General features: G+C 63.3%; 23 protein-coding genes. 10 read left to right on the top strand and 13 right to left on the bottom strand.

Annotation, left to right across the window (positions count from 1 at the left end; all coding sequences use genetic code 11):
• Nucleotides 1-27: 27 nt before the first annotated feature.
• Genes LMTR21_RS09510 through LMTR21_RS09495 form a run of 4 tightly spaced genes read left to right on the top strand, consistent with a single transcriptional unit; the run spans nucleotide 28 to nucleotide 5177 of the window.
• Nucleotides 28-1521, top strand: coding sequence for an ABC transporter substrate-binding protein (locus LMTR21_RS09510; protein WP_187399333.1), 1494 nt, complete (start codon nucleotides 28-30; stop codon nucleotides 1519-1521).
• 16 nt (nucleotides 1522-1537) lie between these two features.
• On the top strand, nucleotides 1538-3109 hold the full coding sequence (locus tag LMTR21_RS09505) for an ABC transporter substrate-binding protein (protein WP_065751227.1): 1572 nt from the start codon (nucleotides 1538-1540) through the stop codon (nucleotides 3107-3109).
• Nucleotides 3109-4089, top strand: a complete 981-nt coding sequence (locus LMTR21_RS09500) for an ABC transporter ATP-binding protein (protein WP_187399332.1) — start codon at nucleotides 3109-3111, stop codon at nucleotides 4087-4089. Before LMTR21_RS09505 ends, LMTR21_RS09500 begins: the two co-directional genes overlap by 1 nt.
• Nucleotides 4086-5177 carry an ABC transporter ATP-binding protein gene (locus tag LMTR21_RS09495; protein WP_148635946.1) on the top strand — a complete coding sequence of 364 codons (1092 nt, stop codon included), beginning with the start codon at nucleotides 4086-4088 and terminating at the stop codon, nucleotides 5175-5177. The genes LMTR21_RS09500 and LMTR21_RS09495 overlap by 4 nt, the downstream gene beginning before the upstream one ends.
• A 192-nt stretch (nucleotides 5178-5369) precedes the next feature.
• Here LMTR21_RS09495 and uxuA read toward each other — a convergent pair whose 3' ends face one another.
• The 6 genes from uxuA to LMTR21_RS09465 all read right to left on the bottom strand — a co-directional run bounded on the left by uxuA (nucleotide 5370) and on the right by LMTR21_RS09465 (nucleotide 11551).
• Complete coding sequence (uxuA, locus tag LMTR21_RS09490) at nucleotides 5370-6560, bottom strand: mannonate dehydratase (RefSeq protein WP_065751305.1); 1191 nt, start codon at nucleotides 6558-6560, stop codon at nucleotides 5370-5372.
• A 32-nt stretch (nucleotides 6561-6592) separates the two neighbouring features.
• Nucleotides 6593-7639, bottom strand: a complete 1047-nt coding sequence (locus LMTR21_RS09485) for an L-idonate 5-dehydrogenase (RefSeq protein WP_065751230.1) — start codon at nucleotides 7637-7639, stop codon at nucleotides 6593-6595.
• Complete coding sequence (locus LMTR21_RS09480; RefSeq protein ID WP_065751231.1) at nucleotides 7636-9042, bottom strand: TRAP transporter large permease; 1407 nt, start codon at nucleotides 9040-9042, stop codon at nucleotides 7636-7638. The genes LMTR21_RS09485 and LMTR21_RS09480 overlap by 4 nt, the downstream gene beginning before the upstream one ends.
• 4 nt (nucleotides 9043-9046) lie before the next feature.
• On the bottom strand, nucleotides 9047-9625 hold the full coding sequence (locus LMTR21_RS09475; RefSeq protein WP_065751232.1) for a TRAP transporter small permease: 579 nt from the start codon (nucleotides 9623-9625) through the stop codon (nucleotides 9047-9049).
• Between the two features lie 129 nt (nucleotides 9626-9754).
• On the bottom strand, nucleotides 9755-10729 hold the full coding sequence (locus LMTR21_RS09470; RefSeq protein WP_430642579.1) for a sialic acid TRAP transporter substrate-binding protein SiaP: 975 nt from the start codon (nucleotides 10727-10729) through the stop codon (nucleotides 9755-9757).
• Between the two features lie 84 nt (nucleotides 10730-10813).
• On the bottom strand, nucleotides 10814-11551 hold the full coding sequence (locus tag LMTR21_RS09465) for a FadR/GntR family transcriptional regulator (RefSeq protein WP_065751234.1): 738 nt from the start codon (nucleotides 11549-11551) through the stop codon (nucleotides 10814-10816).
• A 122-nt stretch (nucleotides 11552-11673) separates the two neighbouring features.
• On the opposite strand from LMTR21_RS09465, the gene LMTR21_RS09460 reads away from it, so the two are divergent.
• Nucleotides 11674-13194: a mannitol dehydrogenase family protein gene (locus tag LMTR21_RS09460; protein WP_065751235.1), complete on the top strand. Its 1521-nt coding sequence runs from the start codon at nucleotides 11674-11676 to the stop codon at nucleotides 13192-13194.
• A 42-nt stretch (nucleotides 13195-13236) separates the two neighbouring features.
• Here the strand turns inward: LMTR21_RS09460 and LMTR21_RS09455 are convergent, their stop codons facing one another.
• Entirely contained in the window at nucleotides 13237-14067 is an 831-nt protein-coding gene (locus tag LMTR21_RS09455; RefSeq protein WP_065751306.1) for an alpha/beta hydrolase, read from the bottom strand.
• Nucleotides 14068-14217: 150 nt separating this feature from the next.
• On the opposite strand from LMTR21_RS09455, the gene kynU reads away from it, so the two are divergent.
• The gene (gene kynU, locus LMTR21_RS09450) at nucleotides 14218-15411 is read left to right on the top strand and encodes a kynureninase (RefSeq protein ID WP_065751236.1); all 1194 of its coding nucleotides are present in this window, start codon (nucleotides 14218-14220) and stop codon (nucleotides 15409-15411) included.
• A complete protein-coding gene (gene kynA / locus LMTR21_RS09445) occupies nucleotides 15408-16247 on the top strand; it encodes a tryptophan 2,3-dioxygenase (RefSeq protein WP_065751237.1) in 840 nt (279 codons plus the stop codon). The genes kynU and kynA overlap by 4 nt, the downstream gene beginning before the upstream one ends.
• Nucleotides 16248-16481: 234 nt before the next feature.
• On the opposite strand, the gene LMTR21_RS09440 is transcribed toward kynA, so the two are convergent.
• From LMTR21_RS09440 to LMTR21_RS09425, 4 genes are all read right to left on the bottom strand, one after another.
• Nucleotides 16482-16940, bottom strand: coding sequence for a RidA family protein (locus LMTR21_RS09440; RefSeq protein WP_065751238.1), 459 nt, complete (start codon nucleotides 16938-16940; stop codon nucleotides 16482-16484).
• Between the two features lie 25 nt (nucleotides 16941-16965).
• On the bottom strand, nucleotides 16966-18663 hold the full coding sequence (locus LMTR21_RS09435; RefSeq protein WP_065751307.1) for a benzoate-CoA ligase family protein: 1698 nt from the start codon (nucleotides 18661-18663) through the stop codon (nucleotides 16966-16968).
• A 173-nt stretch (nucleotides 18664-18836) separates the two neighbouring features.
• Nucleotides 18837-20327: a flavin-containing monooxygenase gene (locus LMTR21_RS09430; RefSeq protein ID WP_065751239.1), complete on the bottom strand. Its 1491-nt coding sequence runs from the start codon at nucleotides 20325-20327 to the stop codon at nucleotides 18837-18839.
• Between the two features lie 44 nt (nucleotides 20328-20371).
• Nucleotides 20372-20821, bottom strand: a complete 450-nt coding sequence (locus LMTR21_RS09425) for a cupin domain-containing protein (RefSeq protein WP_065751240.1) — start codon at nucleotides 20819-20821, stop codon at nucleotides 20372-20374.
• Nucleotides 20822-21147: 326 nt separating this feature from the next.
• Between LMTR21_RS09425 and LMTR21_RS09415 the strand changes: the two genes are divergently transcribed.
• A complete protein-coding gene (locus LMTR21_RS09415; RefSeq protein ID WP_065751241.1) occupies nucleotides 21148-22167 on the top strand; it encodes an AraC family transcriptional regulator in 1020 nt (339 codons plus the stop codon).
• Here the strand turns inward: LMTR21_RS09415 and LMTR21_RS09410 are convergent.
• Nucleotides 22164-22658: a MarR family winged helix-turn-helix transcriptional regulator gene (locus LMTR21_RS09410; RefSeq protein WP_057833485.1), complete on the bottom strand. Its 495-nt coding sequence runs from the start codon at nucleotides 22656-22658 to the stop codon at nucleotides 22164-22166. The two genes, LMTR21_RS09415 and LMTR21_RS09410, sit on opposite strands and share 4 nt — an antisense overlap.
• Nucleotides 22659-22884: 226 nt before the next feature.
• On the opposite strand from LMTR21_RS09410, the gene LMTR21_RS09405 reads away from it, so the two are divergent.
• Together LMTR21_RS09405 and LMTR21_RS09400 are read left to right on the top strand one after the other, a co-directional pair.
• On the top strand, nucleotides 22885-24057 hold the full coding sequence (locus LMTR21_RS09405) for an ABC transporter substrate-binding protein (protein WP_065751242.1): 1173 nt from the start codon (nucleotides 22885-22887) through the stop codon (nucleotides 24055-24057).
• A gap of 20 nt (nucleotides 24058-24077) precedes the next feature.
• Nucleotides 24078-24533, top strand: coding sequence for a cupin domain-containing protein (locus LMTR21_RS09400; RefSeq protein WP_065751243.1), 456 nt, complete (start codon nucleotides 24078-24080; stop codon nucleotides 24531-24533).
• Nucleotides 24534-24652: 119 nt separating this feature from the next.
• Here LMTR21_RS09400 and LMTR21_RS09395 read toward each other — a convergent pair whose 3' ends face one another.
• A complete protein-coding gene (locus LMTR21_RS09395) occupies nucleotides 24653-25906 on the bottom strand; it encodes a flavin-dependent oxidoreductase (protein WP_065751244.1) in 1254 nt (417 codons plus the stop codon).
• Between the last annotated feature and the right edge of the window lie 75 nt (nucleotides 25907-25981).

Below are 25981 nucleotides of genomic sequence, written 5' to 3'. Positions count from 1 at the left end.
CCCGCGTCGGCCCAGACGCTCCAGCTCATGAAGGGGATAGACGCGCCACACTACGATGCGCACCGCACGACCTGGGGCCCGACCTCCGACATCGTCAACATGTTCCAGGATACGCTGGTGGCGCTCGACTGGGACGGTCGCACGCCGGTCCCCTATCTGGCCAAATCATGGACCATCAGCGAGGACGGCCGGACCTATACGTTCAAGCTGCGCGACGACGTCTCGTTCTGCAGCGGCAAGAAATTCACCGCCGACGACGTCGTCTACAGTTTCAAGCGGCTGAAGGATCCCGCGATCAAGGCGCCCTATGCCTGGCGCGCCGGCGTCATCAAGGAGCTGCGCGCGACCGACCCGCATACGGTCGAATACGAGCTCGAGGAACCCTACTCGGAGCTGCTTCTGCAGCTCACCATGTTCACCAACGTCATCCATAACAAGGAGAGCGTGGAGACGCTCGGCAAGGATTACGGCATCAAGGGCGCCGACGGCACCGGGCCGTGGTGCTTCGAGAGCTGGCAGCCGCGCACCGAGATCGTGCTCAAGCGTCACGATGCCTACAAATGGGGCCCGTCGATGTACAAGAACAAGGGCCCGGTGAAATTCGAAAAGCTCAGCATCAAGATCATGCCCGAGGAATCCAGCCGCGTCGCGGCCATGATGGCCGGGCAGTTCGACATCACCCATCAATTCCCGCCGCAGTTCATCGCGCAGGCCAAGGCCGCGCCGATGCTGACCGTGACGCCGGCGAAACCGAACTTCCAGTTGCTCTATTTCGGCTTCAAGACGACGCGGCCGATGGTATCGGACAAGCGCGTGCGCGAGGCGATGAGCATCGCCATCAACCGCGCCGAGATTGCCAAGGGCGTGCTGCTCGGCAATGCCGATCCGGCCTTCACCATCGTCGATTCCGATGCGCTCGATCATGACGCCGGCACCAAGGGCATCGTGAAGGAGGATATGGAGCGCGCAAAAGCCCTGCTCGACGAAGCCGGCTGGAAGCTTGGCAGCGACGGCGTCCGCGAGAAGGACGGCATCAAGCTGCAGCCGAAAGTCTATTACACCCAGGCCGGCAACACGCCGCGGGTCGCCGAGGCCATCCAGGGTTATTTGCGGCGCATCGGTGTGCAGTGGCAGCTGCAGCCGTGGGACTCGACCATTGCCTCCGCCAAAATGGCCGAGCAGGACTACGAGATCTGGTCGGTGACCGTGCCCTATCTGTCGGCCGGCGACCTCATGAACATCTACTTCGATTCCCGCAACATTCCGACGCCCAACCGGATGAACTGGAAGGACGCCGAAACCGACGACTGGCTGAAGCAGGGCCGCTCCGCGCTGACCGACACCGACCGCGCCAAATATTACGCGCTGGTGCAGCAGAAGGTGATGCGGGAGCATCTATGGATGCCGGTGCTCAACATCAACATGGATCAGGTGGCCAACAAGAAGATATCGGACGCCAGGCCGCACATGATCTACCAGAACACCTTCTACAAGGGGCTCGACGTATCGCGCCAGAAATAAGAAAGGGAGAAACACGATGCGCAGCTTTTTGACGGGCGTGGTGGCGCTGCTGGGAGCGGTCGGAATTGCTTCGACCGCCGAGGCTCAGACCTTGCGGGTGATGAAATCGCTGGACGCGCCGCACTACGACGGCCAGCGCACGACGTGGTCGCCGACGTCTGACATCGTCAACATGTTCCAGGCTACGCTGGTGGCGCTCGACTGGGATGGCAAGACGGCGATCCCCTATCTCGCCAAGTCGTGGACGATCAGCGAGGACGGCAGAACCTATATCTTCAAGCTGCGCGACGACGTGACGTTCTGCAGCGGCAAGAAATTCACCGCCGCCGATGTCATCTACAGCTTCAAGCGGCTGAAGGATCCTGAGACCAAGGCGCCCTATGCCTGGCGCGCTGGCGAGATCAAGGAAGTTCGTGCGCCCGATCCCTACACCGTCGAGTATGAGCTCAACGAGCCCTATTCCGAGCTGCTGCTGCAGCTCACCATGTACACCAACGCGATCCACAACAAGGATAGCGTCGAGGCGCTCGGCAAGGACTACGGCATCAAGGGTATCGACGGCACCGGGCCGTGGTGTTTCGAGAGCTGGCAGCCGCGCACAGAGATCGTGCTGAAGCGGCACGACGCCTACAAATGGGGCCCGTCGATGTACCAGAACAAGGGCCCGGTGAAGTTCGAGAAGCTCAGCATCAAGATCGTGCCCGAGGACGCCAGCCGCGTCGCCGCCATCATGGGCGGACAGTTCGATCTCTCGCACCAGGTTCCGCTGCAGTTCATCGCGCAGGTCAAGGCTGCGCCCAACCTGACCGTCCAGGAAGCCAAGCCGAACTTCCAGCTCATGTATTACGGCTACAAGATCACGCGCCCGATGGTATCGGACAAGCGCGTGCGCGAGGCCATGAACATCGCCATCAATCGCGCCGACATCGTCAAGGGCGTCATGCTTGGCAACGCCGAGCCGGCGTTCACCTTCGTCGATCCCAAGGCGCTCGACTTCGCCGAGAAAACCAAAACCGTCATCAAGGAAGACGTCGAACGCGCCAAGAAGCTTCTCGACGAGGCCGGCTGGAAGGTCGGCAGCGACGGCATCCGCGAGAAGGACGGCATGAAGCTGGCGCCGCGAGTGCTGTTCACGCAGGTCGCCTACTTCCCGCGCGTTTCCGAGGCCATTCAAGGCTACATGCGCAAGATCGGCATCGACTGGAAGATCGTGGGCTACGACTCCACGATCGCGCCTGCCGAGATGGGTAAGCAGGATTACGAGTTGTGGACCGTCACCGTGCCCTATCTGTCGGCGGGCGAGTTGATGAATGTCTATTTCAACTCGAAGAATATCCCGACCCCCAATCGCATGAACTGGAAGGACAATGAGACTGACGACTGGCTGCGCGCCGGACGCTCCGCGCTGACCGACGCCGAACGCGCACTCAACTATGCACGCGTGCAGGAGAAGGTGACGGGCGAACATCTGATGATGCCGGTGATGAACGTCGCCATGTATACGACCAGCTCGAAGAAGCTGAAGGGTGTCCGTCCGCACATGCTCTATCAGAATACTTTCTATAAAGGACTGGATATCTCGTTCTGATGGATACGCTGCTTGAGGTTCGCGGCCTGAAAACCCACTTCGCAACGGATCGCGGCCTGTTCCGCGCCGTCGACGGCATCAGCTTCAGCGTGCCCAAGGGGCGCACGATCGGCCTGGTCGGCGAGTCCGGCTGCGGCAAGAGCGTGACGTCGCTCTCGGTGATGGGGCTGGTGCCGAGCCCGCCGGGCCAGGTCGAGGCCGAGGCGGTGATGTTCGGCAATCACGACGTGCTGAGGCTCACGGCCGACGAGCGCCGCAAGCTGCGCGGCGGCAAGATGTCGATGATCTTCCAGGAGCCGATGACGTCGCTCAATCCGGTCCACACCGTCGGCCAGCAGATCATCGAGGCAATCCTGGCCCACACCGCGATGACGCCGCGCGCGGCGCGGGCGCGCGCAATCGAAATGCTCGATCTGGTGCGGATTCCTTCCGCCGCGCAGCGCATTGACGATTTTCCGCACAATATGTCAGGCGGCATGCGCCAGCGCGTCATGATCGCGATGGCACTGTCCTGCGAACCCGCGCTCTTGATCGCGGACGAGCCGACCACCGCGCTCGACGTCACCATCCAGGCCCAGATCCTCGACCTGCTGAGCGACCTGCAGCGGCGGCTCGGCATGGCGATCCTGATCATCACCCATGATCTCGGCGTCATCGCCGAAGTCGCCGACCAGGTATTGGTGATGTATGCCGGGCGCATCGTCGAGAGCGCCGACGTCAACGACCTGTTCGCCGATCCGCAGCATCCCTACACGATCGGCCTGCTCGGCTCGATCCCGCGCATCGATGTCGACCGCAAGCGCCTCGCCACCATCGAGGGCACGGTGCCGAGCCCGAACAACCAGCCGGCCGGCTGCCGTTTTGCACCCCGCTGTCCGTTCGCGGACCAGCGCTGCCGGCTCGATCCGCCCCCACTGCGCGATATCTCGCCGGGGCATCAGGTGGCGTGCTGGAAAGCCCCGGTCGAGGTGGCGTCATGAGCGATGCCGCGAACACGGCGCCGGTTCTGCAGGTCGACGGCCTGGTCAAGCATTTTGCGGTGACGCGGGGCCTGATCCGCCGCAGGACGATCGGCCTCGTCCGCGCCGTCGAGGACGTCAGCTTCGAGATCGCGCGCGGCGAGACGCTGGCGCTGGTCGGCGAATCCGGTTGCGGCAAGTCAACCACCGGTCGCCTGATCCTGCGCCTGATGGACCCGACCGCAGGCTCGGTGCGCTTCAAGGGCAAGGAAATCGCCGATCTCGACAAGGATGCGCTGCGCCGGATGCGCCGGCACATGCAGATCATCTTCCAGGACCCCTATGCCTCGCTCAATCCGCGCATGACCGTTGGCGAGATCCTGGCCGAGCCGCTGCGGGTTCACGAGATCGGCGACGACGCCTCGCGCGCGGCGCGCGGACGAGAGCTGTTGGAAATCGTCGGCCTGTTGCCTGAGCATGCCAGGCGCTATCCGCACCAGTTCTCCGGCGGGCAGCGGCAGCGCATCGGCATCGCGCGTGCGCTCGCCGCCAATCCCGATCTGATCGTCTGCGACGAGCCGGTGTCGGCGCTGGATGTCTCGATCCAGGCGCAGATCGTCAACCTCCTGCAAAATCTGCAGCAGCGCTTTGGTCTTTCCTATCTATTCATCGCTCATGATCTGGCCGTCGTGAAGCACATCAGCGACCGCGTCGCGGTGATGTATCTGGGCAAGCTGGTCGAGATCGCTGACAAGAAGACGCTCTACGACCGGCCGCTGCACCCCTACACCCAGGCGCTGCTAGCAGCGATCCCGAAGCCTGATCCGGCGCACCGCACCAAGCGCGTGATGCTGCAGGGCGACGTGCCGAGCCCGTTCCGGCCGCCGAGCGGCTGCCGCTTCCACACCCGCTGTCCGCATGCGCAGGCGCGCTGCTCGGCCGAGGAGCCGTTGCTGCGCGAGGCGGCGCCCGGCCATCGCGTCGCCTGTCATTTCTTTGAAACGATACCCGCACCAACCATTCTCGCACGGGCCGGTCTGGCCAACGGAAAGTTTGCCGCACGGCTGGCGGCCTTCGAGGTCGCCAAGACGGCCCGGGCGCCGGGCTGAGCCAGAGCGGGTTGGGAAGGCCCAGGCACAAAATTGCGAAAACAACCCCATGCAAAGTAGAATGGGGCCCTACTCGCAGCACTTACCGCCCTAAAGCGTGATGACTTTATCTTCGAAAAGTCATCACGCTTTATCTTTTTGTTTGAGCATGATCTTTTCGGAAAGCCGCTAAACACTTTTCCAGATCATGCTCTAGCCTGCGTGTTCGATGGCGCGGATGGCGCCGCGCAACTCGGCTAGCCCGCGCAGGCGTCCGATCGCAGTATAGCCGGGATTGGTGCGCTTGGTCGCGGCGAGATCGTCGAGCATGCGATGGCCGTGATCGGGTCGGAACACAATTTGCTCGCTGGACGACCGTGCGCGGTTCTCGCCGAGCAGCGCTTTCAGCACCGCGATCATGTCGACGTCACCGTCGAGATGATCGGACTCGAAGAACGACAGGCCGTCGGCTTCCCGCTTGGTCGCACGCAGATGGGCAAAGCCGATCCGCGGTGCAAAGCGCTTCGCCATCGCAGGCAGATCGTTCTCCGCGCGGACGCCGAGCGAGCCGGTGCAGAAGCAGATGCCGTTGGCCTTCGACGGCACGGCGTCGAACAGCGCCTGATAGTCTTCTGCCGACGAGGCGATGCGCGGCAGGCCGAACAGCGGCCGCGGCGGGTCGTCCGGATGCAGCGTCAGCTTCACGCCGAGCCCTTCGGCGACCGGCGCCACGCGGGCGAGGAATTCGCTGAGGTGCCGGCGCAGCACGTTGGAATCGATGCCGCGATATTGCAGCAGGCGCTCGCGGAACTGCGGGATCGTCAAGGGATCGGTGGTGGAGCCCGGCAGCGCGCTGGCAATGTTGGTGACGATGTAGTCGATGTCGGCCTGCGTCATCGCCTCAAAGACCTGCCTGGCGCGACGCTGTGCAGCCTCGGAATATTCCGCAGGCGCCTCGGGGCGCTGCAGGATGTGCAGGTCGAACGCCGCAAACCGATCCTGGTCGAAGCGCATCGCCTTTGCGCCGTTCGGCAGCTCCCATTCGAGATCGGTGCGGCACCAGTCAACCACAGGCATGAAATTGTAGCAGATGATCTTGATGCCGGACGCGGCCACCGCCTCCAGACTCGCGATCCACGCCTCGATCGAGCGCGTCGCCTTGCCCCCGAGCCGCTTCACGTCATCGGGAATCGGAATCGATTCCACCACCGACCACGTCAGCGGCGAGCGACCGGGCTGGCTGTTCTCGATAAAATTCTTGCGCTCCTCGACGGCGGCGCGCGTCCATGCCTCCCCGATCGGCACCTGATGCAGCGCCGTTACCACATCGGTCGCGCCGGCCTGCCTGATATCGTCGAGCGATACGGGATCGTTAGGCCCGTACCACCGCCATCCCTGCAGCATCATGGGCGATCTCCTGGATTCCTGGATTGCGATCAGGCCGTCAGCACGACCTTGACGCTCTGCGAACGATCGAGCGCCAGCCGCACCGCGTCCGGCGCGACCGAGAGCGGGCGTTGCGCCGTCACCAGCGACAGCACATCCACGCTGCCGTCGGCGATCAGTTCGACCGCGTTGAAGAATTCGTTCCCGAAGCGGAACGAGCCGCGGAGATCGATTTCCTTGGCCATCACCGCATTCGCCGGCACCGGGATCTGCCCGCCCGGCAGATTGCCGACCTGAACCACGACGCCGCCGCGCCTGACGGCGCCGATCGCGCTGGCCAAGCCAGCGGCGGTGCCCGAGACTTCGAAGGCGACATCGAACGGCTTTGCCGCGGCCTCCGCCTTCAGCGCTTCCTCACCATTGGAGATGTCGACGACATTGTTGGCGCCCAGCCGCTTGGCGAAGGCCAGCGGCGCCGCGGCGATGTCGACGACGGTCGTCTCCGCAATGCCTGCGCGCTGCGCCGCCAGCATGGTCAGGAGCCCGATCGGGCCGGCGCCGAACAGCACCGCGCGCTTGCCGGTGACGTCACCGGCGCGGGCCACCGCATGCAGACACACTGCGAGCGGCTCGGCGAGCGCCGCGGCCTGATACGCGACGTGATCCGGGATCTTCACGCATTGCGCCGGAATGGCATCGAAGTAGGACGCGAAGCCGCCCTGCATATGCGGGGTCTTCGAGGCCGAACCCATGAAGAAGATGTTTTCGCAGAGATTGGGCCGGCCCTCGCGGCACGGCTTGCAATGGCCGCACCAGCGCGACGGGTTGAGGGCGACGCGGTCGCCGACCTTCACGCCTCGCGCGGCGCCTGCGATCTCGACCACCTCGCCCGCGATCTCATGGCCGAGCACGAGCGGCGAGGTCACGACGAAATCGCCGGTGCGGGCATGGCGATAGTAATGCATGTCGGAGCCGCAGATGCCGCCCGCGCCGAAGCGGATGCGCACCATGCCTGAGGCGAGCGGATCCAGCGGACGCTCGACCATGCGGAGATCTTCAGGGCCGAACAGCGTTGCAGCCAAAGCCATCGATGTCATTTTGAGAGTCCCATGTATTTTGGCAGCCAGAGCGTCAGCTCCGGGATGTAGGTGATGGCGACGAGCGCCAGGAGCAGCGGCACCAGCCAGGGCAGAATCGCCATGGTCGTGCGCTCGACGGACAGTTTCGCCACCCGCGCCAGCACGAACAGCACCATGCCGAGCGGCGGATGCAACAGGCCGATCATCAGGTTCAGCGTCATGATCAGGCCGAAGTGGATGGGATCGATGCCGAGCTTGAGCACGATCGGCAGCAGGATCGGCACCAGAATGGTGATCGCGGCGATCGTGTCGATGAAGCAGCCGACGAACAGGATCAGGATGTTGGCCAGCAGCAGGAACACCCATTTGTTCTGGGTGATGCCGAGCATCGCGTCCGTCAACGTCTGCGCGGCCTGCGAGACCGTCAGCAGCCAGGCAAAGATCGAGGCCGCGGTCACGATGAACAGCACGGACGCCGTGGTCTCGATGGTATCGAAGGTCGCCTTCGCCACCGTCTGCAGCGTCATGGAACGGTAGCGTACCAACCCGAGGAACAGCGACCAGATCACCGCGGCGACTGCGGCTTCCGTCGGCGTGAACCAGCCAAGCGTCATGCCGCCGATCAGGATGACCGGCGCCATCAGCGCCATGACGGCGGAGAAATCGTAGTACCAGTCGAGCGCCAGCAGCGCCACGAGGCCGATGCCGACCGCCATGTTCACCGAAAGGCCGGCGACAACCAGCAGCCATACCACCAGCGGGAAGGCAAGGACGATGACGATTTCGAGGCCAGCCGAGCCGATTTGCGACCAGGAGAACGGCGTATCGCTGCCCCAGCCTTTTCGGTGCGCGAAGTAAGCCACGGTCGCCATCATGGCCAACGTCATGAACACGCCAGGAATCACGCCGCCCAGGAACAGCGCGCCGATCGAGACGTTCGCCATCATGCCGTAGATCACGAACGGCAGCGACGGCGGGATGATCGGACCGAGCGTCGCTGACGCCGCGGTGACGCCGACGGCGAACTCGGTCGAGTAGCCATGGTCCTTCATCGCCTTGATCTCGATGGTGCCGAGGCCTGCGGCATCCGCGATCGCGGTGCCGGACATGCCGGAGAAGATCACCGAGCCGACGATGTTGACGTGGCCGAGCCCGCCGCGCATCCAGCCCACCAGCGCGACCGCAAACTTGTAGATGCGCCCGGTCACGCCGGCGATGTTCATGAGATTGCCGGCCAGAATGAAGAACGGCACGGCGAGCAGCGGAAAGCTCTCGACGCCCGCAATCATGCGCTGCGCCAGCGTCACATCAGGCGTGATGCCGGTAACGAGAATATAGACCAGCGACGACACCGCCATGGCCAGCGCGACCGGCAGGCCGAGCAGCATCAGCAGCAGAAATCCCCCAAGCAGCAGCAGCATCGCCCTACCCTTCCGTTCCGTCGAATGCGCCGGGGCGCTCCAGAATCGAATAGCCCCGCCGCCAGTTCTCGACCGCGATCTGGATTGAGCGCACGAACATCAACACGAAGCCGAGCACCACGGCGTAATAGACAAAGCTCTTTTGGAATTTGATCGTGGTCATCCGCTCGTCGCCGATGATCTCTGTGAATTGCCAGACCAGCTTGATCGCGTAGCCGAAGAAGGCGATCCGGATCACATCGATGACCGTCGAGAGTGCGCGCCCTGCAGCATGCGGCAAATAGCGAAACAGCAAGTCGACCTGGATGTGCCGCGACAGCCGCACGCACATGGAAGAGCCGATGAAGACCACACCGATCAGGCAGTAGGTCGCGATCTCCTCGGTCCAGGCGTAGCTGTCGTTGAGGACATAGCGGGTGAAGAATTGCAGGAAGACCGACAGCGCCATGATCCAGAAGATCACCAGCGCCAGCCAGTCCTCGGGCGCGTAGCCGCTGAGATCGGCACCCTTGGGGACCTCGTCCTCAAAGGTGTGGGCGATCTCGTCCGCCGTGATCTGCTTGTGCACTTCAACCGTCGACATGCCCTTAATCCCCAACTGGCGTCGCGTGATTGGCTCACGTCATTCCGGGGCGATGCGCGAGCATCGAACCCGGAATCTCGAGATTCCGGGTTCGGCTCTTCGAGCCGCCCCGGAAATGACAGCCCATTACTATTTCACCGCCTGGATACGTTCCCAGTCGGCCTTGCGGTAATCGAAGCTCTCGAAGCTCACGGTCTTGAGCACGGTGTCGCGGAACTCATCCTTGTTCACCTCGGTCACCGTCAGGCCCTTCTGCTTGAAGAAATCGACCAGCTTGGCTTCGTTGGCCTTGATCTCGGCCGTGGCTTTCGCGGCCGCTTCCTGCGCGACGTCGGTGAAGATCTTGCGGTCTTCCTCCGACAGCTTCTTCCAGAGGCCGCCCGCGATGACGGTGTTGAGGTGATCGACGATGTGGCCGGTCAGCACGATGTGCTTCTGCACTTCGTAGAACTTCTTGGCCTCGATCGTGGTGAGCGGATTTTCCTGGGCTTCCACGGTGCCATTCTGCAGCGCGAGATAGACTTCGGCGAACGCGATCGGCGCGGTGTTGGCGCCGCAGGCGCGCGGCATCGCCAGATACGCAGGAACGTCAGGCACGCGCATCTTGAGACCCTTCATGTCGGCGCAGGCCTTGATCGGCTTGTTCGACGAGGTCTGGCGCACGCCGTAATAGGTCACCGCCAGGATGCGATGGCCGGTCTTGTCCTCATAGCCCTTGGCCAGTTCCTTGAAGACGTCGCTCTTGGTGTAGGCCAGGAGATGATCGGCGTCGCGGAAGGTGTAGGGATAATAGGTCACGCCGATCCGCGGAAAGCTCTTGGCCGCGAAGCTCGAGCCGGAGATGATCATGTCGACAGAGCCGAGCGAGAGCCCCTGGTTGATGTCGGTTTCCTTGCCGAGCTGCGAAGCCGGATAGACGTCGATCTGGTAACGGCCATTCGTTCGCTTGCCGATTTCGCCCGCGGCCCAGACGGAAGCGGTGTGGAACGGCTCGGAAGTCTCGTAGACGTGAGCCCATTTCAGCTTGGTCTGCGCCATGCCTGAAGTGGTCGCGGCCAACAGCGCGGCAGCGGATGCTGCGAATGCAATCGTCAATTTCTTCAACACCTGAATTTCCTCCGTTGCTACAATTTGCTTTTGTTACTCAACCGGTCCGGCACTTCGCCGAACCGTTCGAATTCTCTTCGTTCAGCCGCTGCTCGCGCGCACGCGGGAGGCGGATGATGCTTCCGCTCCGAAATTCTGCGCGAAACGATCCTGCGAACGCGCCAGGTGCTCGCGCATCGCTTCGCGCGCCGCATCCGGATCACGGGCAGCAATGGCATCGCGGATCGCGCGGTGCTCGGCCAGCGCGGCATTCCAGGACTCTGGATTTTCGAAGTAGTGCGCGAGCTTGGCGAAGTAGGGATTGAGCCGCTGGTCGAACAGCTCGCCGACCACGCGGACCAGCACAGCATTGTCCAGACAGCCAGCGACCGCGACATGAAACGCGCGGTCATGGATCATCGAGGCCTCGCCGGGATGCTGCACGGTGGCCATTGCATCGACCGATGCGTCGATGCGCGCGATGTCTTCTGCGGTCGCGACCCGCGCCGCCTGCTCGGCAATGGCGCCCTCGAGGAATTCGCGGGCGCGCAGCAGTTCGAACGGGCCTTCGATCTCGGCTGCCGCCGGCAAGGGCGGAGCCAGCGCCGCGGGCTCACTGACGTAAATTCCGGAGCCGACGCGAATGCGGACCCGGCCCTCGACTTCGAGCGCAATCAGCGCTTCGCGCACTGTCGGCCGCGACACCTTCAACTGTTCGGCAAGATCTCGTTCGGTCGGGAGACGGCTGCCCACGCCGTATTCGCCGCTGTCGATCAAGGCGCGAAGCTGATCGGCAACCTGGCGATAAAGGCGTCGCGCTTCCACGGCTTCGAGCGGCACGCTCGGCTCCCCTTGACGATCCCCTGAGTGAATCGATTCTTCTTGCTTTGATCGGGCTAAGGCCAATACTTCTGGCTAATTGGCCTTACCAATTGACCAGAGATTGATGGATCGAGCTTCCCATGTCAAGCGAAACGCCAGAAATCCCGCCATCTGGCTCGAAACACGGCGATTTTCGTCTCTCGGATGCCAACCTTCGCCGGCTTCCCGGCCAGATCCGGCAGCCCGCCTATGACCGATCGCTGATTTCGCCGGGCATTGTTCATCTCGGGATTGGCGCGTTTCACCGGGCGCACCAGGCGGTGGTGGTCGACGACCTGCTGGCCGGCGGCGCGACGGATTGGGGAATTGTCGGGGCCAGCCTGCGCAGCCCCGCGACGCGCGATGCCCTCGCGCCGCAGGACTGTCTCTACACACTCGCCGTTCGCTCCGGCGCAGGCACCGAACACAGGATCATCGGGTCGGTGCTCGCCAACGAAGTCGCGCCCGAGAAACCTGGGCAGTTGATCGCGCGCATGGCCGATCCAGCGACGCGCATCGTTTCGCTGACGGTCACCGAAAAAGGCTACTGCCATACGCCGCAGACCGGCGATCTCGACGAGCATCATCCCGACATCGTTCACGATCTGCAGAATCCGGGCACGCCGCGCTCGGCCGTCGGCTTCCTCGTGGCCGCGCTGGCGCGCCGGCGAATTGCAGGCGCAGCCCCCTTCACCGTCCTGTCCTGCGACAACCTCTCCGCCAACGGCCATACCGTCGGGCGCATCGTGACGCAGTTTGCCGCCTTGCGATCGCGCAACCTCGCCAAATGGATCGAAACCGAGGTCGCCTTCCCCTCGACCATGGTGGACCGGATCGTGCCGGAGACCACGGAGACCGACCGCGCTGCGGTTTCATCCGCGCTCGGGATGACCGACGCATGGCCTGTCGTCACCGAGCCGTTCACGCAATGGATCGTCGAAGACCGCTTTCCGGCTGGGCGGCCGGATTTCGCGGCCGCAGGCGTGCAACTGGTTTCCGACGTGACGCCGTTCGAGCACATGAAGCTGCGGTTGCTCAACGCCAGCCATTCGGCGCTCGCCTATCTCGGCTATCTCGCCGGACACGAGACCATCGCGGCCACCATGACCGACGAGCGCTTTGCGGCGTTCGCCTTGCAGGTGATGCAGAACGCGGCGCCGACGCTGGCGATGCCTGAAGGCACCGATCTTGCGGCCTACAGCGCCTCGCTGCGGAAGCGTTTTTCCAATCCGGCCCTGCACCATCGCACCTGGCAGATCGCGATGGATGGATCGCAGAAACTGCCGCAACGGCTGCTAGCCACCATGCAGGACCGCCTGCGGATGGGACGCTCGATCGATACCCACGCGCTCGCGGTGGCCGGCTGGATGCGTTACGTCACCGGGACCGACGAGCAGGGCCGCGCGATCGACGTGCGCGATCCGCTTGCCGCAAAGCTAAAGTCCATCGCCGAGAGCACGGGTCCGGTCGCGGATCTGCTTGCTCCCGCGCTGCTGGAAGTCGAACAGATCTTTGGCACGCTGGGCGCCGATCCTCGCATGCGCAGCGCCGTCACCGACGCGCTGGAAAAACTGTTCAAGGTTGGCGCGCGCGAGGCCGTGCGAACGTTTCGGGCAGCATGATTGGCGGGTCGGAACCGCCGTTCATTTCACAAATTCAGCCGGCTACGAAGACAACAAGGTCCTGGTCAGTTGGTGATCGGGATCGGCGAGCCCGTCGATGACATCGAAATGATGCCGGCCGGGCTCCTCGATCACGCGAGTGCTCGCGCCGAGCCCGGTCCAGATGTTGGCGAGAAGCGCGTTCTGGCGGACGAATTCCGGGCGCTCGGCGCTGCCCACCCAGCACGTGACGCGCGCATTCGGCATCGGCGCCAGCAATGCGGGGCTTTCCGCGAGTGCCTCGGCCTCATCGATCCGCAGCTCCGTATTCATCGCGGCTTTCATCAGCGGACGAAGGTCATGAAGGCCTGATATGGAGATGGTGTGGCTGATGCGCGCCCTGACATCGTCCGCGAGCGGCGACGTCGCCGAAATCATCCGCGTCACCAGATGCCCGCCGGCGGAATGGCCGGCCAGAAAAAGCGGGCCTTCGACCATCGCGGCGGCGCGCGCGACGGAAGCGGCAATTTCGCGCGTGATCTCGGCGATGCGCACGGCCGGACACAACGTGTAGGACGGCATCGCCACCGCATGGCCGCTATCAACCGATCCGCGCGCGAGATGCGACCAGAAACTCTTGTCGAGCGCCTTCCAGAATCCGCCATGAACGAACACAACCAGGCCCTTTGGCCGGCCTTCCGGTCTAAAGAGATCGAAGCGGTTTCGTTCACGCTTGCCATAGCTGATATCGAGCGTCGCTCGGCCGTGGCTTTGGAGTGCGTCTCGATAGGCCTGCGCGGGCTGCACCCACGCCGCCGGCCAGCGGTCGCCGCGCGGAATGTTCGGAGCATTCGCATAGGCGTCGCTCCAGTCGGAAATCTGATGAAAAATCACGCGGTTCGGTTTCCATTTGTGAGCCGGACGGGGATCGATGTCCGCGCGCAACCAGTCTATACCGGGAAGCGTACCTACCGCCATAAATTTTAAGCTTGAAATAATTGGAGTCAGCGCGAATAATTCCAAGGTGCGGAACAAGGGAAAGACATGACCGATTTCACGCGAACGAAATCCCGGTTCGCTATCCCGGACGGCGTGATCTATCTGGACGGCAATTCGCTCGGCCCCCTGCCCGTTGCCGCCGCCGATCGCGTCAGTCGCATGATATCGGAGGAATGGGGCAAGCACCTCATCAAGGGCTGGAACGTCTCCGGGTGGATGACGCAGCCGCGGCATATCGGCGACCGCATCGGCCGGCTGATCGGGGCTGCCGACGGCACAGTGGTGGTGGGCGATACGCTGTCGATCAAAGTTTACCAGGCGCTGGCCTCGGCGCTCGAGCTCAATCCGTCGCGGCGCGTGATCCTGTCGGACAACGGCAATTTTCCTTCCGATCTCTACATCGCCAGCGGCCTGCTTGAATCCCTCGACCGCGGCTACGCGTTGAAGGTCGTGGCCCCGGAAGACGTCGAAGCCGCCATCGACGAGACGATCGCGGTGCTGATGCTGACCGAGGTCGACTACCGCACCGGCCGGCTGCACGACATGCGCGCGCTGACACAGAGGGCGCATGCCGCCGGCGCGCTGACGGTCTGGGATCTGGCGCATTCCGCGGGCGCGCTTCCGGTAGAGTTGGAAGCTGCTGGAGCCGATTTCGCCGTCGGCTGCACCTACAAATATCTCAATGCCGGTCCTGGCGCGCCAGCCTTCATCTATGTCGCGCCGAAGCACGCCGACAAGGCGCGGCCGGCGCTTTCCGGCTGGATGGGTCATCACGCGCCCTTTGCCTTTGACCTCGACTATCGGGCCGGACCGGGCATCGAGCGCATGCGGGTTGGTACGCCCCCGATCATTGCGATGGCCGCGCTCGACGCCGCCCTCGACGTCTGGGACGACGTCAGCATGGCCGACGTGCGCCATGCATCGATCGCGCTTGCCGATCTCTTCATCCGTGAAGTCGAAGCACGCTGTCCCGAGCTGACGCTGGCTTCGCCGCGGGACGGCAAGCAGCGCGGCAGCCAGGTATCGTTTCGTCACCCGGAGGGCTACGCGATCATGCAGGCACTGATCGCGCGCGACGTGATCGGCGACTTCCGCGCGCCTGATATGATGCGCTTCGGCTTTACGCCGCTCTATATCGGAGAAACCGAGGTTCGCGCGGCAGTCGACATCATCGCCGACGTCTTGACCCATCGCCGCTGGGATACCGCGGAATACCGCAAGAAGGCGCTCGTAACATGACCGGCAAGCCCGACGACTCCCCGCGTGAGGGAGCCCAGATGTCGTTCGAAGGGCGCATGTCCTACAGCGATTATCTGCATCTGGAACGACTTCTGGACGCGCAAGAGCCGCTCTCGAAGGCGCATGACGAATTGCTGTTCATCATCCAGCACCAGACGTCCGAACTCTGGATGAAGCTGGCCATCCACGAAATCCGTTCCGCCATCAAGGCGATCCACCACGACCAGTTGCAGCCCGCCTTCAAGATGCTGTCGCGCGTCGCCCGGATCTTCGAGCAGCTCAATACCGCCTGGGACGTGCTGCGGACGATGACACCCAGCGAATATTCCGAGTTTCGCGATCAGCTCGGGCAGTCCTCGGGTTTCCAGTCGTACCAGTACCGCGCGATCGAGTTCCTTGCCGGCAATCGCAATCTGGCGCTGCTTGGCCCGCACGCCCACCGCGCCGACATCACGGCCAAGCTCGAGGAAATTCTCGCCGAGCCCGGCCTCTATGATGAGGCGCTACTATTGCTGGCGCGCAATGGTTTTGACATCGGCGAGGACGCACGCCGAACCGACTGGCGCGACAAGCGCACGCCGAACGACGAGGTCTTGGCGGCCTGGAAGACTGTCTATGCGGCGCCGGCGAAGCACTGGATGCTCTATGAGCTTGCGGAAAAGCTGGTCGATTTCGAAGACTATTTCCGCCGCTGGCGCTTCAACCACGTCACGACGGTCGAACGCATCATCGGCCTGAAGCGCGGCACCGGCGGCACGTCGGGCGTCTCCTACCTGCGCAAGATGCTGGAGGTCGAACTTTTTCCGGAACTCTGGAAGCTGAGAACAGAGCTCTAAAGCGTGATGATTTTTGGTTAGGTGAGTTTAGCCGCAACGCGTTTCACCTCTCCCGCTTGCGGGGGAGGTCGGCGCGAAGCGACGGGTGGGGGCTCTCTCCACTCGGGCAGTATCGCCCGCGGAGACACCCCCGCCCCACCCCTCCCCCGCAAGCGGGAGAGGGAGCGCACCTTCTTCGTGGTCGCATCAAATCTAATTTCATCATGCTCTAGGACGACATCCGAGAAACTGAAATCAGCGCGGCACCACCGCCGTCGCCTCGATCTCGACGCGGGCCTCCTTCTCGACCAGGCGCACCACCTGCACCAGCGCCATCGCCGGATAATGCGCGCCAAAAGTCTCGCGATAGACGCGGCCGAGTTCCTTCAGGCTGGCGAGATATTCCTCGATGTCGACGACGTACCAGGTCAGCCGAACTAGATGCTCCGGCTTTGCGCCGCCCTCGGCGAGAATCTCGGCAATGTTGGCAAGCGTCTGGCGCACCTGCGCGACGAAGTCCGACGCCAGATGCCCTTGGGTGTCCCAGCCGATCACGCCGCCCGTCATCACAAGCCGGCCATCGGCGGCCATGCCGTTGGCGTAGCCTTTCGGCATCGGCCAGCCGCTCGGCTGCAGCACTTGCGGGGCAGACGTCGAGGTATCGGTATTGGAATGAGACACCACGTTCAGCGTGGGGCCCTTGGGGGCAGTCACCGGCTTTTCTCCATCAGGGTTACAATCATTCCGCGGCAACGCCTGGCGACGCCGCACCGGAAGCAGCCATCTGCCTCAGCGCAAAGCGCCGGAGCTTGCCGGTCTCGGTCTTCGGCAGTTGCGCGACATATTCGATCGCACGCGGATATTTATAGGGCGCGATCGTCTGCTTGACGTGGTCCTGCAATGCCTGCGTCAGCGCAGCATCGGCTGCAGCGCCGCCCGCCAGCACCACGTAGGCCTTGACGATCATGCCGCGCGCCTCGTCGGGCGCGCCGACCACACCGCATTCGGCGACGGCCGGATGCGACAGCAGCGCCGCCTCAACCTCGGGACCAGCGATGTTGTAGCCGGAAGAGACGATCATATCGTCCGAGCGGGCGACAAAGGACAACCGCCCATCCGCACCGCGAACAAAGGAATCGCCCGTCAGATTCCAGCCGTCGCGGACATAGTTCGATTGCCTCGTGTCCGCGAGATAGCGGCAGCCGGTCGGGCCGCGCACCGCAAGCTTGCCGACGGTGCCATCAGGCAATTCGTTCATGTCGTCGTCGACGATCTTCGCCTCGTAGCCTGTGACCGGCCGCCCCGTCGTCCCGGCGACGGCGTCACCGACGTGGTTGGTGATGAAGATATGCAGCAGTTCGGTCGAGCCGATGCCGTCGAGAATGGTCTTGCCGGTCTTGCGGGTCCAGCTTTCGAATACCGGCGCCGGCAAGGTTTCGCCGGCGGAAATTGCCAGCCGCAGCGACGACAGGTTGGCGCCCTTGTCCATCGCGGCCATCATCGCGCGATACGCGGTCGGCGAGGTGAAGCAGATCGTCGCCTTGTAGGTCTCGATGATCTTGACCATCTCCGGCGGGGATGCGTTTTCGAGCAGCGTCGCCGTCGCGCCGAACCGCAGCGGGAAGATCGCCAGTCCCCCGAGCCCGAAGGTAAAGGCCAGCGGCGGCGAGCCGACGAAGACATCGTCCTCCGTGACGTTGAGGACTTCGCTCGCATAACCGTCGGCAACGATCATGAGGTCGCGATGGAAATGCATCGTCGCCTTGGGCTCGCCTGTCGTGCCGGAGGTGAATCCCAATAGCGCGACGTCGTCGCGTCCCGTCTTCACGGCGTCGAACTTCACCGGCTTGTTCAGTGCCACCCGGTCAAGCTCGGCATCATGGTTCGACGTGCCGTCGAAGTTCACGACCTGCTTGAGGAACTTGCTGGTCTTTGCGCAGGCGACCAGTTCATCGGCGATGCGGCTGTCGGTCAGCGCCAGTGCGATCTCCGCCTTGTCGACGATCTTGCTGAGTTCGCCCGCACGCAGCATCGGCATGGTGTTGACGACGACGGCGCCCGCCTTGGTGGCGGCGAGCCATGCCGCGACCAGCGCCGGGTTGTTGCCGGAGCGGATCAGGACGCGGTTGCCGGGCTTGACGCCATAGTTCTCCACCAGCGCATGCGCCAGGCGGTTGGACCAGTCGGCCAGCTCCTTGTAGGTGCGTTGGCGGCCATTGCCGATCAGCGCGATCCGGTCGCCCCAGCCTTTCTCGACGATCCGGTCGGTCAGTTCGACCGCGGCATTCAGATATTCCGGATATTGAAACTCCGGCCGGTCGAGCAGCAGGTCCGGCCATTGTTCTGATGGCGGCAGATTTCGCCGCGCAAAGTCGTCGACATGGCCGGACGGGCCAAGGGACCGACCAGCGGTCCGGCTGGGAGTTATACCTGACATCTTCATCTCCCCTCGCTTCCACCAATGAAAGGCTCGAGATCAATATCGAGGACGCCCGGCAACGCCGTCTCGCAAATCATTTTAGGCTTAAAACAATTTTGCGCAAGTGCGGAATCAAGGGTGGAATCGTGCCTTCCTGCCCGCAGGGGTTACCCCTGCGGGGAACCCGCCTCTCAGCCTGCCCGATAGGCGGGCGCCGCGGCGAGGAAACGGCCATAGGCTGCGGCATCAGGCGGAGTAAACTTCTCCACCAGCGGATTGGCCCGCCGTCCGGACACGCCGATATCGGCGAGCAGCTCGTCAAAATGCTTGAAGTGATAGGGCGCGACGCACAGCCCGCCATAGACGCCGGCCGCCGGTCGCTCGACACGCCTGAAATGCAGCATCATCTCGATGTTGTCCTGCATCTCCTTAAGTGTGGGCTGACGCGCGAGTTGGCCGTCGGCGTAGCGCACCAGCCAGTTCGCCGCGAGGTCCGCGCACAACACCGTGCAGAAGCTGGAGTTGAAGCCGACGAACCCCATTTCAGGCAGGTCCGGGTTGGCGATCAGACGATAGAGCCGGTACTGCCCGTCGGGATCGACCAGTCTGTCGCGATACGTCTGCGGCAGGAACGGCACGCCCAATTTGTAGCCGATCGCGAGAACGGCGACGTCGGCCTGGACGCGCTGCCCGCCGGTCATCACAATGGAATTACCGTCATAGCGCGCGAAGCTGCCTTTGATCGCCTTGATGCGACCGTCCGCGACCATCGGAAAGAATCCTGGTGTTGCGATTGGCACCGAGCAGTTGACGCCGTCCTCGATCCTCTCCTTCGGCACCATGTCGCATTTGCCGAGCTTGAGCTGAACCTTCAGCAGGCTCTCCAGCCCGCGCCAGTTGGCCCAGATGAATGGCTTTGCCACCGCATGGGCGAACCGCGACATCGCGCCGATGCCCCAGCTTTTGAACATCTCCTCCTGCGCACGGATGTAGAGAATGCGCTTGAAGTTGACGAGGCCGCCGATGAAATAGGGAATCCGCCACACCGGCTCGCGGTACACCAGTGTGACTTCGGCGGCGCCGGAATTCACCGCGTTGACGGCAATGTCCGTCGCCGACTTCGAACCGCCGAGCACGACGACCCTGCGGCCCCTGGCGATCTCAGGGGCGTTGTATTTCGAGGAGTGCATGATGCGCCCGCCCTGCGCCTTGAAGGCATCTTCGCCGGCCAGGCTGAGCGTCTGCGGCTCGTTGAACTGCCCGGTGCAGACCGCGACGAAATCGAAATCTTCGTGGCTGGTGCTGCCATCGGGCCCACGCAGATCGAGCCGCCACCCCGGCTTTGCGTCCGGCCGGCGATCCATCTGCGCCACCGTCGTATTGAAGCGGATCGCACCGAGGAGATTATTGTCTTTTGCGTATTCCGTCAGATAGGCGTGGACCTGCGGACCCTTCGGCCATTCCGGATAGGAATCCGGCATCGCCTTGTCGGTGTAACGATAGAGATCCTTCGGGCTCTGCGTTTGCACCTCGGGATAGGACCGCGCCGGCTCCCAGACGCCGCCGAGATCGCCGCTGCGCTCAATGATCGTGATCTGATGACCGCGCGCGGCGAAGGCTTTTGCGGCCGCCAACCCCGATACGCCGGCGCCGATGATACAAACCTGTTTCCGCCTGATCATGACAACTCTCCCGCAAGGATTGGCCTGGAATAGATTGCTGCGCGTTACTCGTTCGCCTCGGGCGGCAGGAAATCCACTTCATGCAGCGCCGAGATCCGCACCACCTCTGCGGGGTCGGTCAGATTGTGAAGCTGGTTGAACAGCGCCTCGAGTTTCTGCATCGGCGACACCCAGAACAGCGCGCGCGCCGGCTTGTCCGATTTATTGAAGTAGCCGTGCGGGATGCCGCGCGGCATCCGGACGAGATCGCCGGCCTTGGCCTGCACCCAGACGCCGTCGAGCTTGAGATCGAGGGTGCCCTCCTGCACCAGGATGAATTCATCCTGCGTCGGGTGGACGTGCACCGGCACGAACTGGCCGGGCTCGCTATTGGTCTCGAAGGCAAAGGTGGAATCGGTGATCGCCTTGGGGAAGTAGACCTGACCCAGGATGTTCCAGGTCTTGCCGCCGTAGCCGGTACCGTTGGCGGTGATGCCTTTTTCGAGCGCTGCCATTGTCCATCTCCTGTTTCGCGGCTTGAATGGTTCGCGCAGGCTGGATCGGGCGGGAGCGACCGTCTAGCCGCAAAACGAATCCGCAGGGCGCGTGGCAATGAAATTTTGGATTGCTGCGGCGCGATACAATCGGCCGTCCCTCCCCGTCATTCCGGGGCGCGCAGAGCGTGACCCTGAATCTCGAGATTCCGGGTTCGATGCTTCGCATCGCCCCGGAATGACGGACCCCGTTGCCTTCCGATCAGGCACCAGCGGCCACCAAATCGCCTTCCCAATCCGGCCGGCCGCAGATATTATAGGCTTCAAATAATGCGGAGAGCCGGGCCGTGGCGACGGGCACCAGCATTGTCAGGCATGATCTGCCGGTTCGGCTGGCGGCGTTCAACCGCGTTTCGACCGACAGCGTCGATGCTGCCGCCGACGCGGTCGGGCGGATATTCTGCCCGCATCGACTGACGCCCGAACACAATACGTCATCCGAATTCTTTGCCCTGCACAACAGCGCGATCTTTGGCGGCCTGTCCGTCAACTACGTCGCCTATGGCGGGTCGGTGTCGATCGACCCCGGCTGTCTCGAGCGCTTCTTCCTGCTGCAAATCCCCGTGCACGGCGCAGCGCGAATCCGAACCGCCGCGCGCGACATCGCAACCGTTCCCGGCGCCTGCGCTTCCCTGTTATCGCCGACGATTCCCACGCGAATGACCTGGGAAGGCAATTGCGCCCAGATCATTGTGCTGGTCGATCGCCGCCTGTTGGAACAACGGGCTGCGGCGCTGTCGGGCCGGCCGGCAGGCGTGGTCGAATTCGAACCTGCGGTGGACCTCTCTTCCGCAAGCGGCCGGGCGCTTCATTCCGCGATCTCGGAGTTCGTCGATCTTGCCGAACGCCTCGGACCGCAACGGCCGCTTTCGCCGATAGTAGCTTCCAATCTGCGCGAGACGCTGTTGGGCACTTTGCTCCACGGCCAGTGCCACAGCGCGAGCGATGCGATCGACCGGTTTGGCGGCCGGGCCGAAGCGCTGCCGCAATCGTTGCGGCGGGCACGCGAATTCCTCGCTACGCATGCGGACGAGCCGCTCGACCTCATGGAGCTTGCTGCGGCCTCTGGCGTAGGCATTCGCGCGCTGCAACTCGGCTTCCAACGGCACTTTGGAACATCGATCTCGGAGATGCTGCGTGATATCCGCCTTGCGCATCTCAATGTCCGATTGACCACCGCCTGCCCTGACGACAGCATCACCGACATCGCATTCGAGCTTGGGTTTACCCATCTCAGCCGAATGGCGAGCGCCTACCGTGCCAAATTCGGCGAGACACCGTCCGCAACCCTGCGCAGGATGCACTAGCCCGCCCGCGCCTTCGCAGATTTCTGCGCCGAGGCCTTGGTCTTGGCCAGCAGGCGCATCAATTCGCGGACATCCTTAGGCGTCAGGTCGCCGAACACGTCAGCGATCCATAATTCGTGCTCCGCCGCCATCTTGCGGAATTCGGCGCGGCCCGCCTTGGTCAGGCGGATCACCTGGACGCGGCGATCGGCATCCGAGGTGCGGCGGTCGAGATGGCCGGACTCGACGAGGCGCTCGACCAGGCCGGTGACGTTGCCGTTCGAGACCATCATACGCTTGGAGACATCCGACAGCGTCATGCCCTCGGGCACCTTGTCGAGCTGGGCCATCAGGTCGAACCGCGGCAGCGTGACGTCGAAGCGTTCGCGCAGGCGGCTGCGCACCTCGCCCTCGATCAGGGTCGTGCAGGTCAGGAGGCGAAGCCACAATCGGAGCTCGTCACCGTGATGCTCCGGGAGTTCGACGGCCTTGGTCTCTGAATCGAGGATCATGATGCAAATCTTGTCCGGCTTGTCTTTGTTCGGCTTGGGCGTTCGGAGGTCCCGAACAGAGCGCAGCTACATGATTGCCCAGATTTCTTTAGGTTTCAAGCAATTGGCGCATGGCTTGCATGGAAGCGTTCTGCTTGCAGGTGCCGTCACCGTCAGAATAAGCTGCGCTTCAAGCATTTGGGTGTGGCGTGAGTTTCGGCCGCCAAGGCCGGACGGAGGAATAATCATGAAGCAGTCGTTCAAGCTGACCGGACTTGCCGTTGTGCTCGGCGTTGCCGCGGCTCCCGCCGCCGCGCAGGAGAAAATCAAGATCGGCGTGATCACGACCTTGTCCGGCCCGGCGGCCGTGCTCGGCCAGCAATCCCGCGACGGTCTCCAACTCGCAATCAAGGATCTCGGCGGCAAGATGGCCGGCAAGGACGTCGAGGTCGTCGTTGTCGACGATGAGCTCAAGCCCGATGGCGCCGTGACCAAGGTCAAGGGCCTGCTCGAGCGCGAGAAGGTCGATTTCGTCGTGGGGCCGATCTTCTCCAACATCCTGCAGGCGATCCACCGGCCGGTCACCGAGAACAAGACGTTCCTGATCAGCCCGAACGCGGGGCCGTCGAGCTATGCCGGCAAGGAGTGCAACCCGTTCTTCTACGTGACCTCCTATCAGAACGACCAGGTTCACGAGATCCTCGGCAAGGTCGCGCAGGATCGCGGCTACAAGCGCATGTATGTACTGGTGCCGAATTATCAGGCCGGCAAGGATTCGGCGGCCGGATTCAAGCTCGACTACAAGGGTGAGATCGCAGAGGAAAGCTATACGCCGCTCGGTACGCTGGATTTCCAGGTCGAGCTGACCAAGATCTCCTCCTCCAAGGTCGATGCGCTCTTCACCTTCATGCCGGGCGGCATGGGCGTCGGCCTTGTGAAGCAATACCGGCAGGCCGGGCTTGCCGACAAGATCCCGGTGCTGTCGGCGTTCACCGTTGATGAATCGACCCTGCCCGCACAGCAGGACGCCGCCGTCGGCATGTTCGGCGGCGCCAACTGGGCACCCGACATGGACAATCCGCAGAGCAAGAAGTTCGTCGCCGCCTATGAAGCTGCCTACAACAGCGTGCCCGGCACCTACGCCATGCAGGGCTATGACACGGCGATGCTGATCGACAGCGCGGTGAAGGCGGTGAAGGGCGACCTCAAGAACAAGGACGCTGTCACGGCGGCGTTGAAAAAGGCCGAATTCACCTCGCTGCGCGGCGACTTCAAGTTCAACGTCAACGGCTATCCGATCCAGAATTTCTATCTGACCAAGGTCGCCAAGCGTCCGGACGGAAAATTCCAGACCGAGATCGTCGAGAAGGTGTTTTCCAACTACGGCGACCGTTACGCCAAGGACTGCACCGCGAAATAATATTGGGAAGGAAACAGCCAATGAAAACCGAAATCGCCGGCATCACCCGCGCCAATGAAGGCATCCAGGGAATTTCCTGGAGCATTCTCGGGCAGACCTATGTGCCGAAGAATGTCACCGAGCATTCCTTCTCGTGGCATGCCACGTTCCCGGCCGAGACCTTCGTGCCGCCGCACATCCATCCCGACCAGGACGAATATCTCTACATCCTGGAAGGCCAACTCGACTTCTTTCTCGACGGCGCCGACACGCAGGCGACCCCGGGCGATCTGGTACGGCTGCCGATGGGCAAGCCGCACGGCATTTTCAACAAGTCCGGCCGCACCGCCAAGACGCTGTTCTGGGTGTCGCCGACGCGGCGGCTCTACGATCTGTTCTGGGCGATCCACAACATGAAGGAACAGACGCCGGACGCGGTGGTGGCGCTGGCGGCCGAGCACAACATCCACTTCCTTCCGCCGCCTCCGGGGGCGTGAGGTCGGTCAACTCTCTTGTCATGGCCGGGCTTGTCCCGGCCATCCACGTCTTTTCTTGCCGCACCACCGTTAAGACGTGGATGCCCGGCACAAGGCCGGGCATGACGGCGATTTCGTAGCTACCCCCTCACCGCCGCAAGCCCCAGCGGCGGTGCCGCAAAACCGGCCTTGGACGCATAGCCGCGCACGATCGCCTCGCGCTGGGCGTGGCTCAGCACCTTCTCGATATCGGTAAATCCATCCGGCGCGAGCTGCTCGACCGCGTCAATCACGCCCTCGGGACCGCCACGGCGGTTCGAACGCACGATATCCGCCGTCATCGGCAGGCGCTTCTTCTCATAGGCCACCAGCGCCTGACGCGGATGTTCTGATCGCGCCAGCTCGTCGGCCAGCGCGCGGGCGTCGAGGATCGCTTGCGACGCCCCGTTCGATCCAACCGGATACATCGGATGCGCGGCATCGCCGAGCAGCGTGACCCGGCCCGAGGTCCAGTACGGCAACGGATCCCTGTCGCAGCACGGATACTCATAAAATTCCGGCGTCGCCGAGATCAGGCTGCGCACGTCGACGTATGGCACCTTGAACCTCTCGACATGCGGCATCAGTTCCTCGCGCTTGCCGGGCCGCGACCAGTCCTCGCGGCGCGGCGGCAGCGAATTGCCGTCGCCGATCTTCACCATGACGGCCCAGTTGGTCAGCCGGCTCGACGGGCTCGATCCTTCCGCGATCGGATAGATCACGACCTTGGCATTCAATCCGCCGGCCACGATCATCGAGCGTCCGGTCAGGAACGCCGGCCAGTCGCGCGCACCGCGCCACAGCATATGTCCGTTCCAGCACGGCGGTCCCTCATCCGGGAACAGCATCTCGCGCACGCGCGAATGAATGCCGTCGGCGCCAACAAGAATATCACCGCGCGCGGTTTTGGCATGGGCGCCGCTGCGGTCGAAAAAGTGCGCGACCACACCGCCCTCGTGCTGCGCGAAAGAGCCGAGACGGCAGCCGGTATGGATCGCCTCTTGACCCAGCCGTTCCTCGACGGCGCGGTGAATGACGCTCTGCAGGCGGCCGCGATGGACCGAGAACTGCGGCACGTCGTGGCCGGCATCGAGGCCGCGCGGCTCGCGCCAGACTTCCTGGCCGTGGCGGTTGAGATAGTACAATTGATCGGTGCGAACGGCGGCGGCATCGAGCCGGTCCAACAGCCCGAGGCCCGTCAGTTCCCTGATCGCATGCGGCAGCGTGTTGATGCCGACGCCGAGTTCGCGGATGCTGTCAGACTGTTCGAACAATTCGCAGTCGATGCCGCGGGCGCGCAACATCAGCGCGGTGGTGAGGCCTCCGATGCCGCCTCCGACGATGATCGCTTTCATGCGCTACTCCACTCTCTTCCCTCAACCTCGCCCCGCTTGCGGGGAGAGGGAGGTGACGTAGAGAGCCTGCCATTC

The sequence above is a fragment of the Bradyrhizobium paxllaeri genome (assembly GCF_001693515.2).
GTDB lineage: Bacteria > Pseudomonadota > Alphaproteobacteria > Rhizobiales > Xanthobacteraceae > Bradyrhizobium > Bradyrhizobium paxllaeri.
This window is presented reverse-complemented; position numbering and strand designations above follow the sequence as displayed.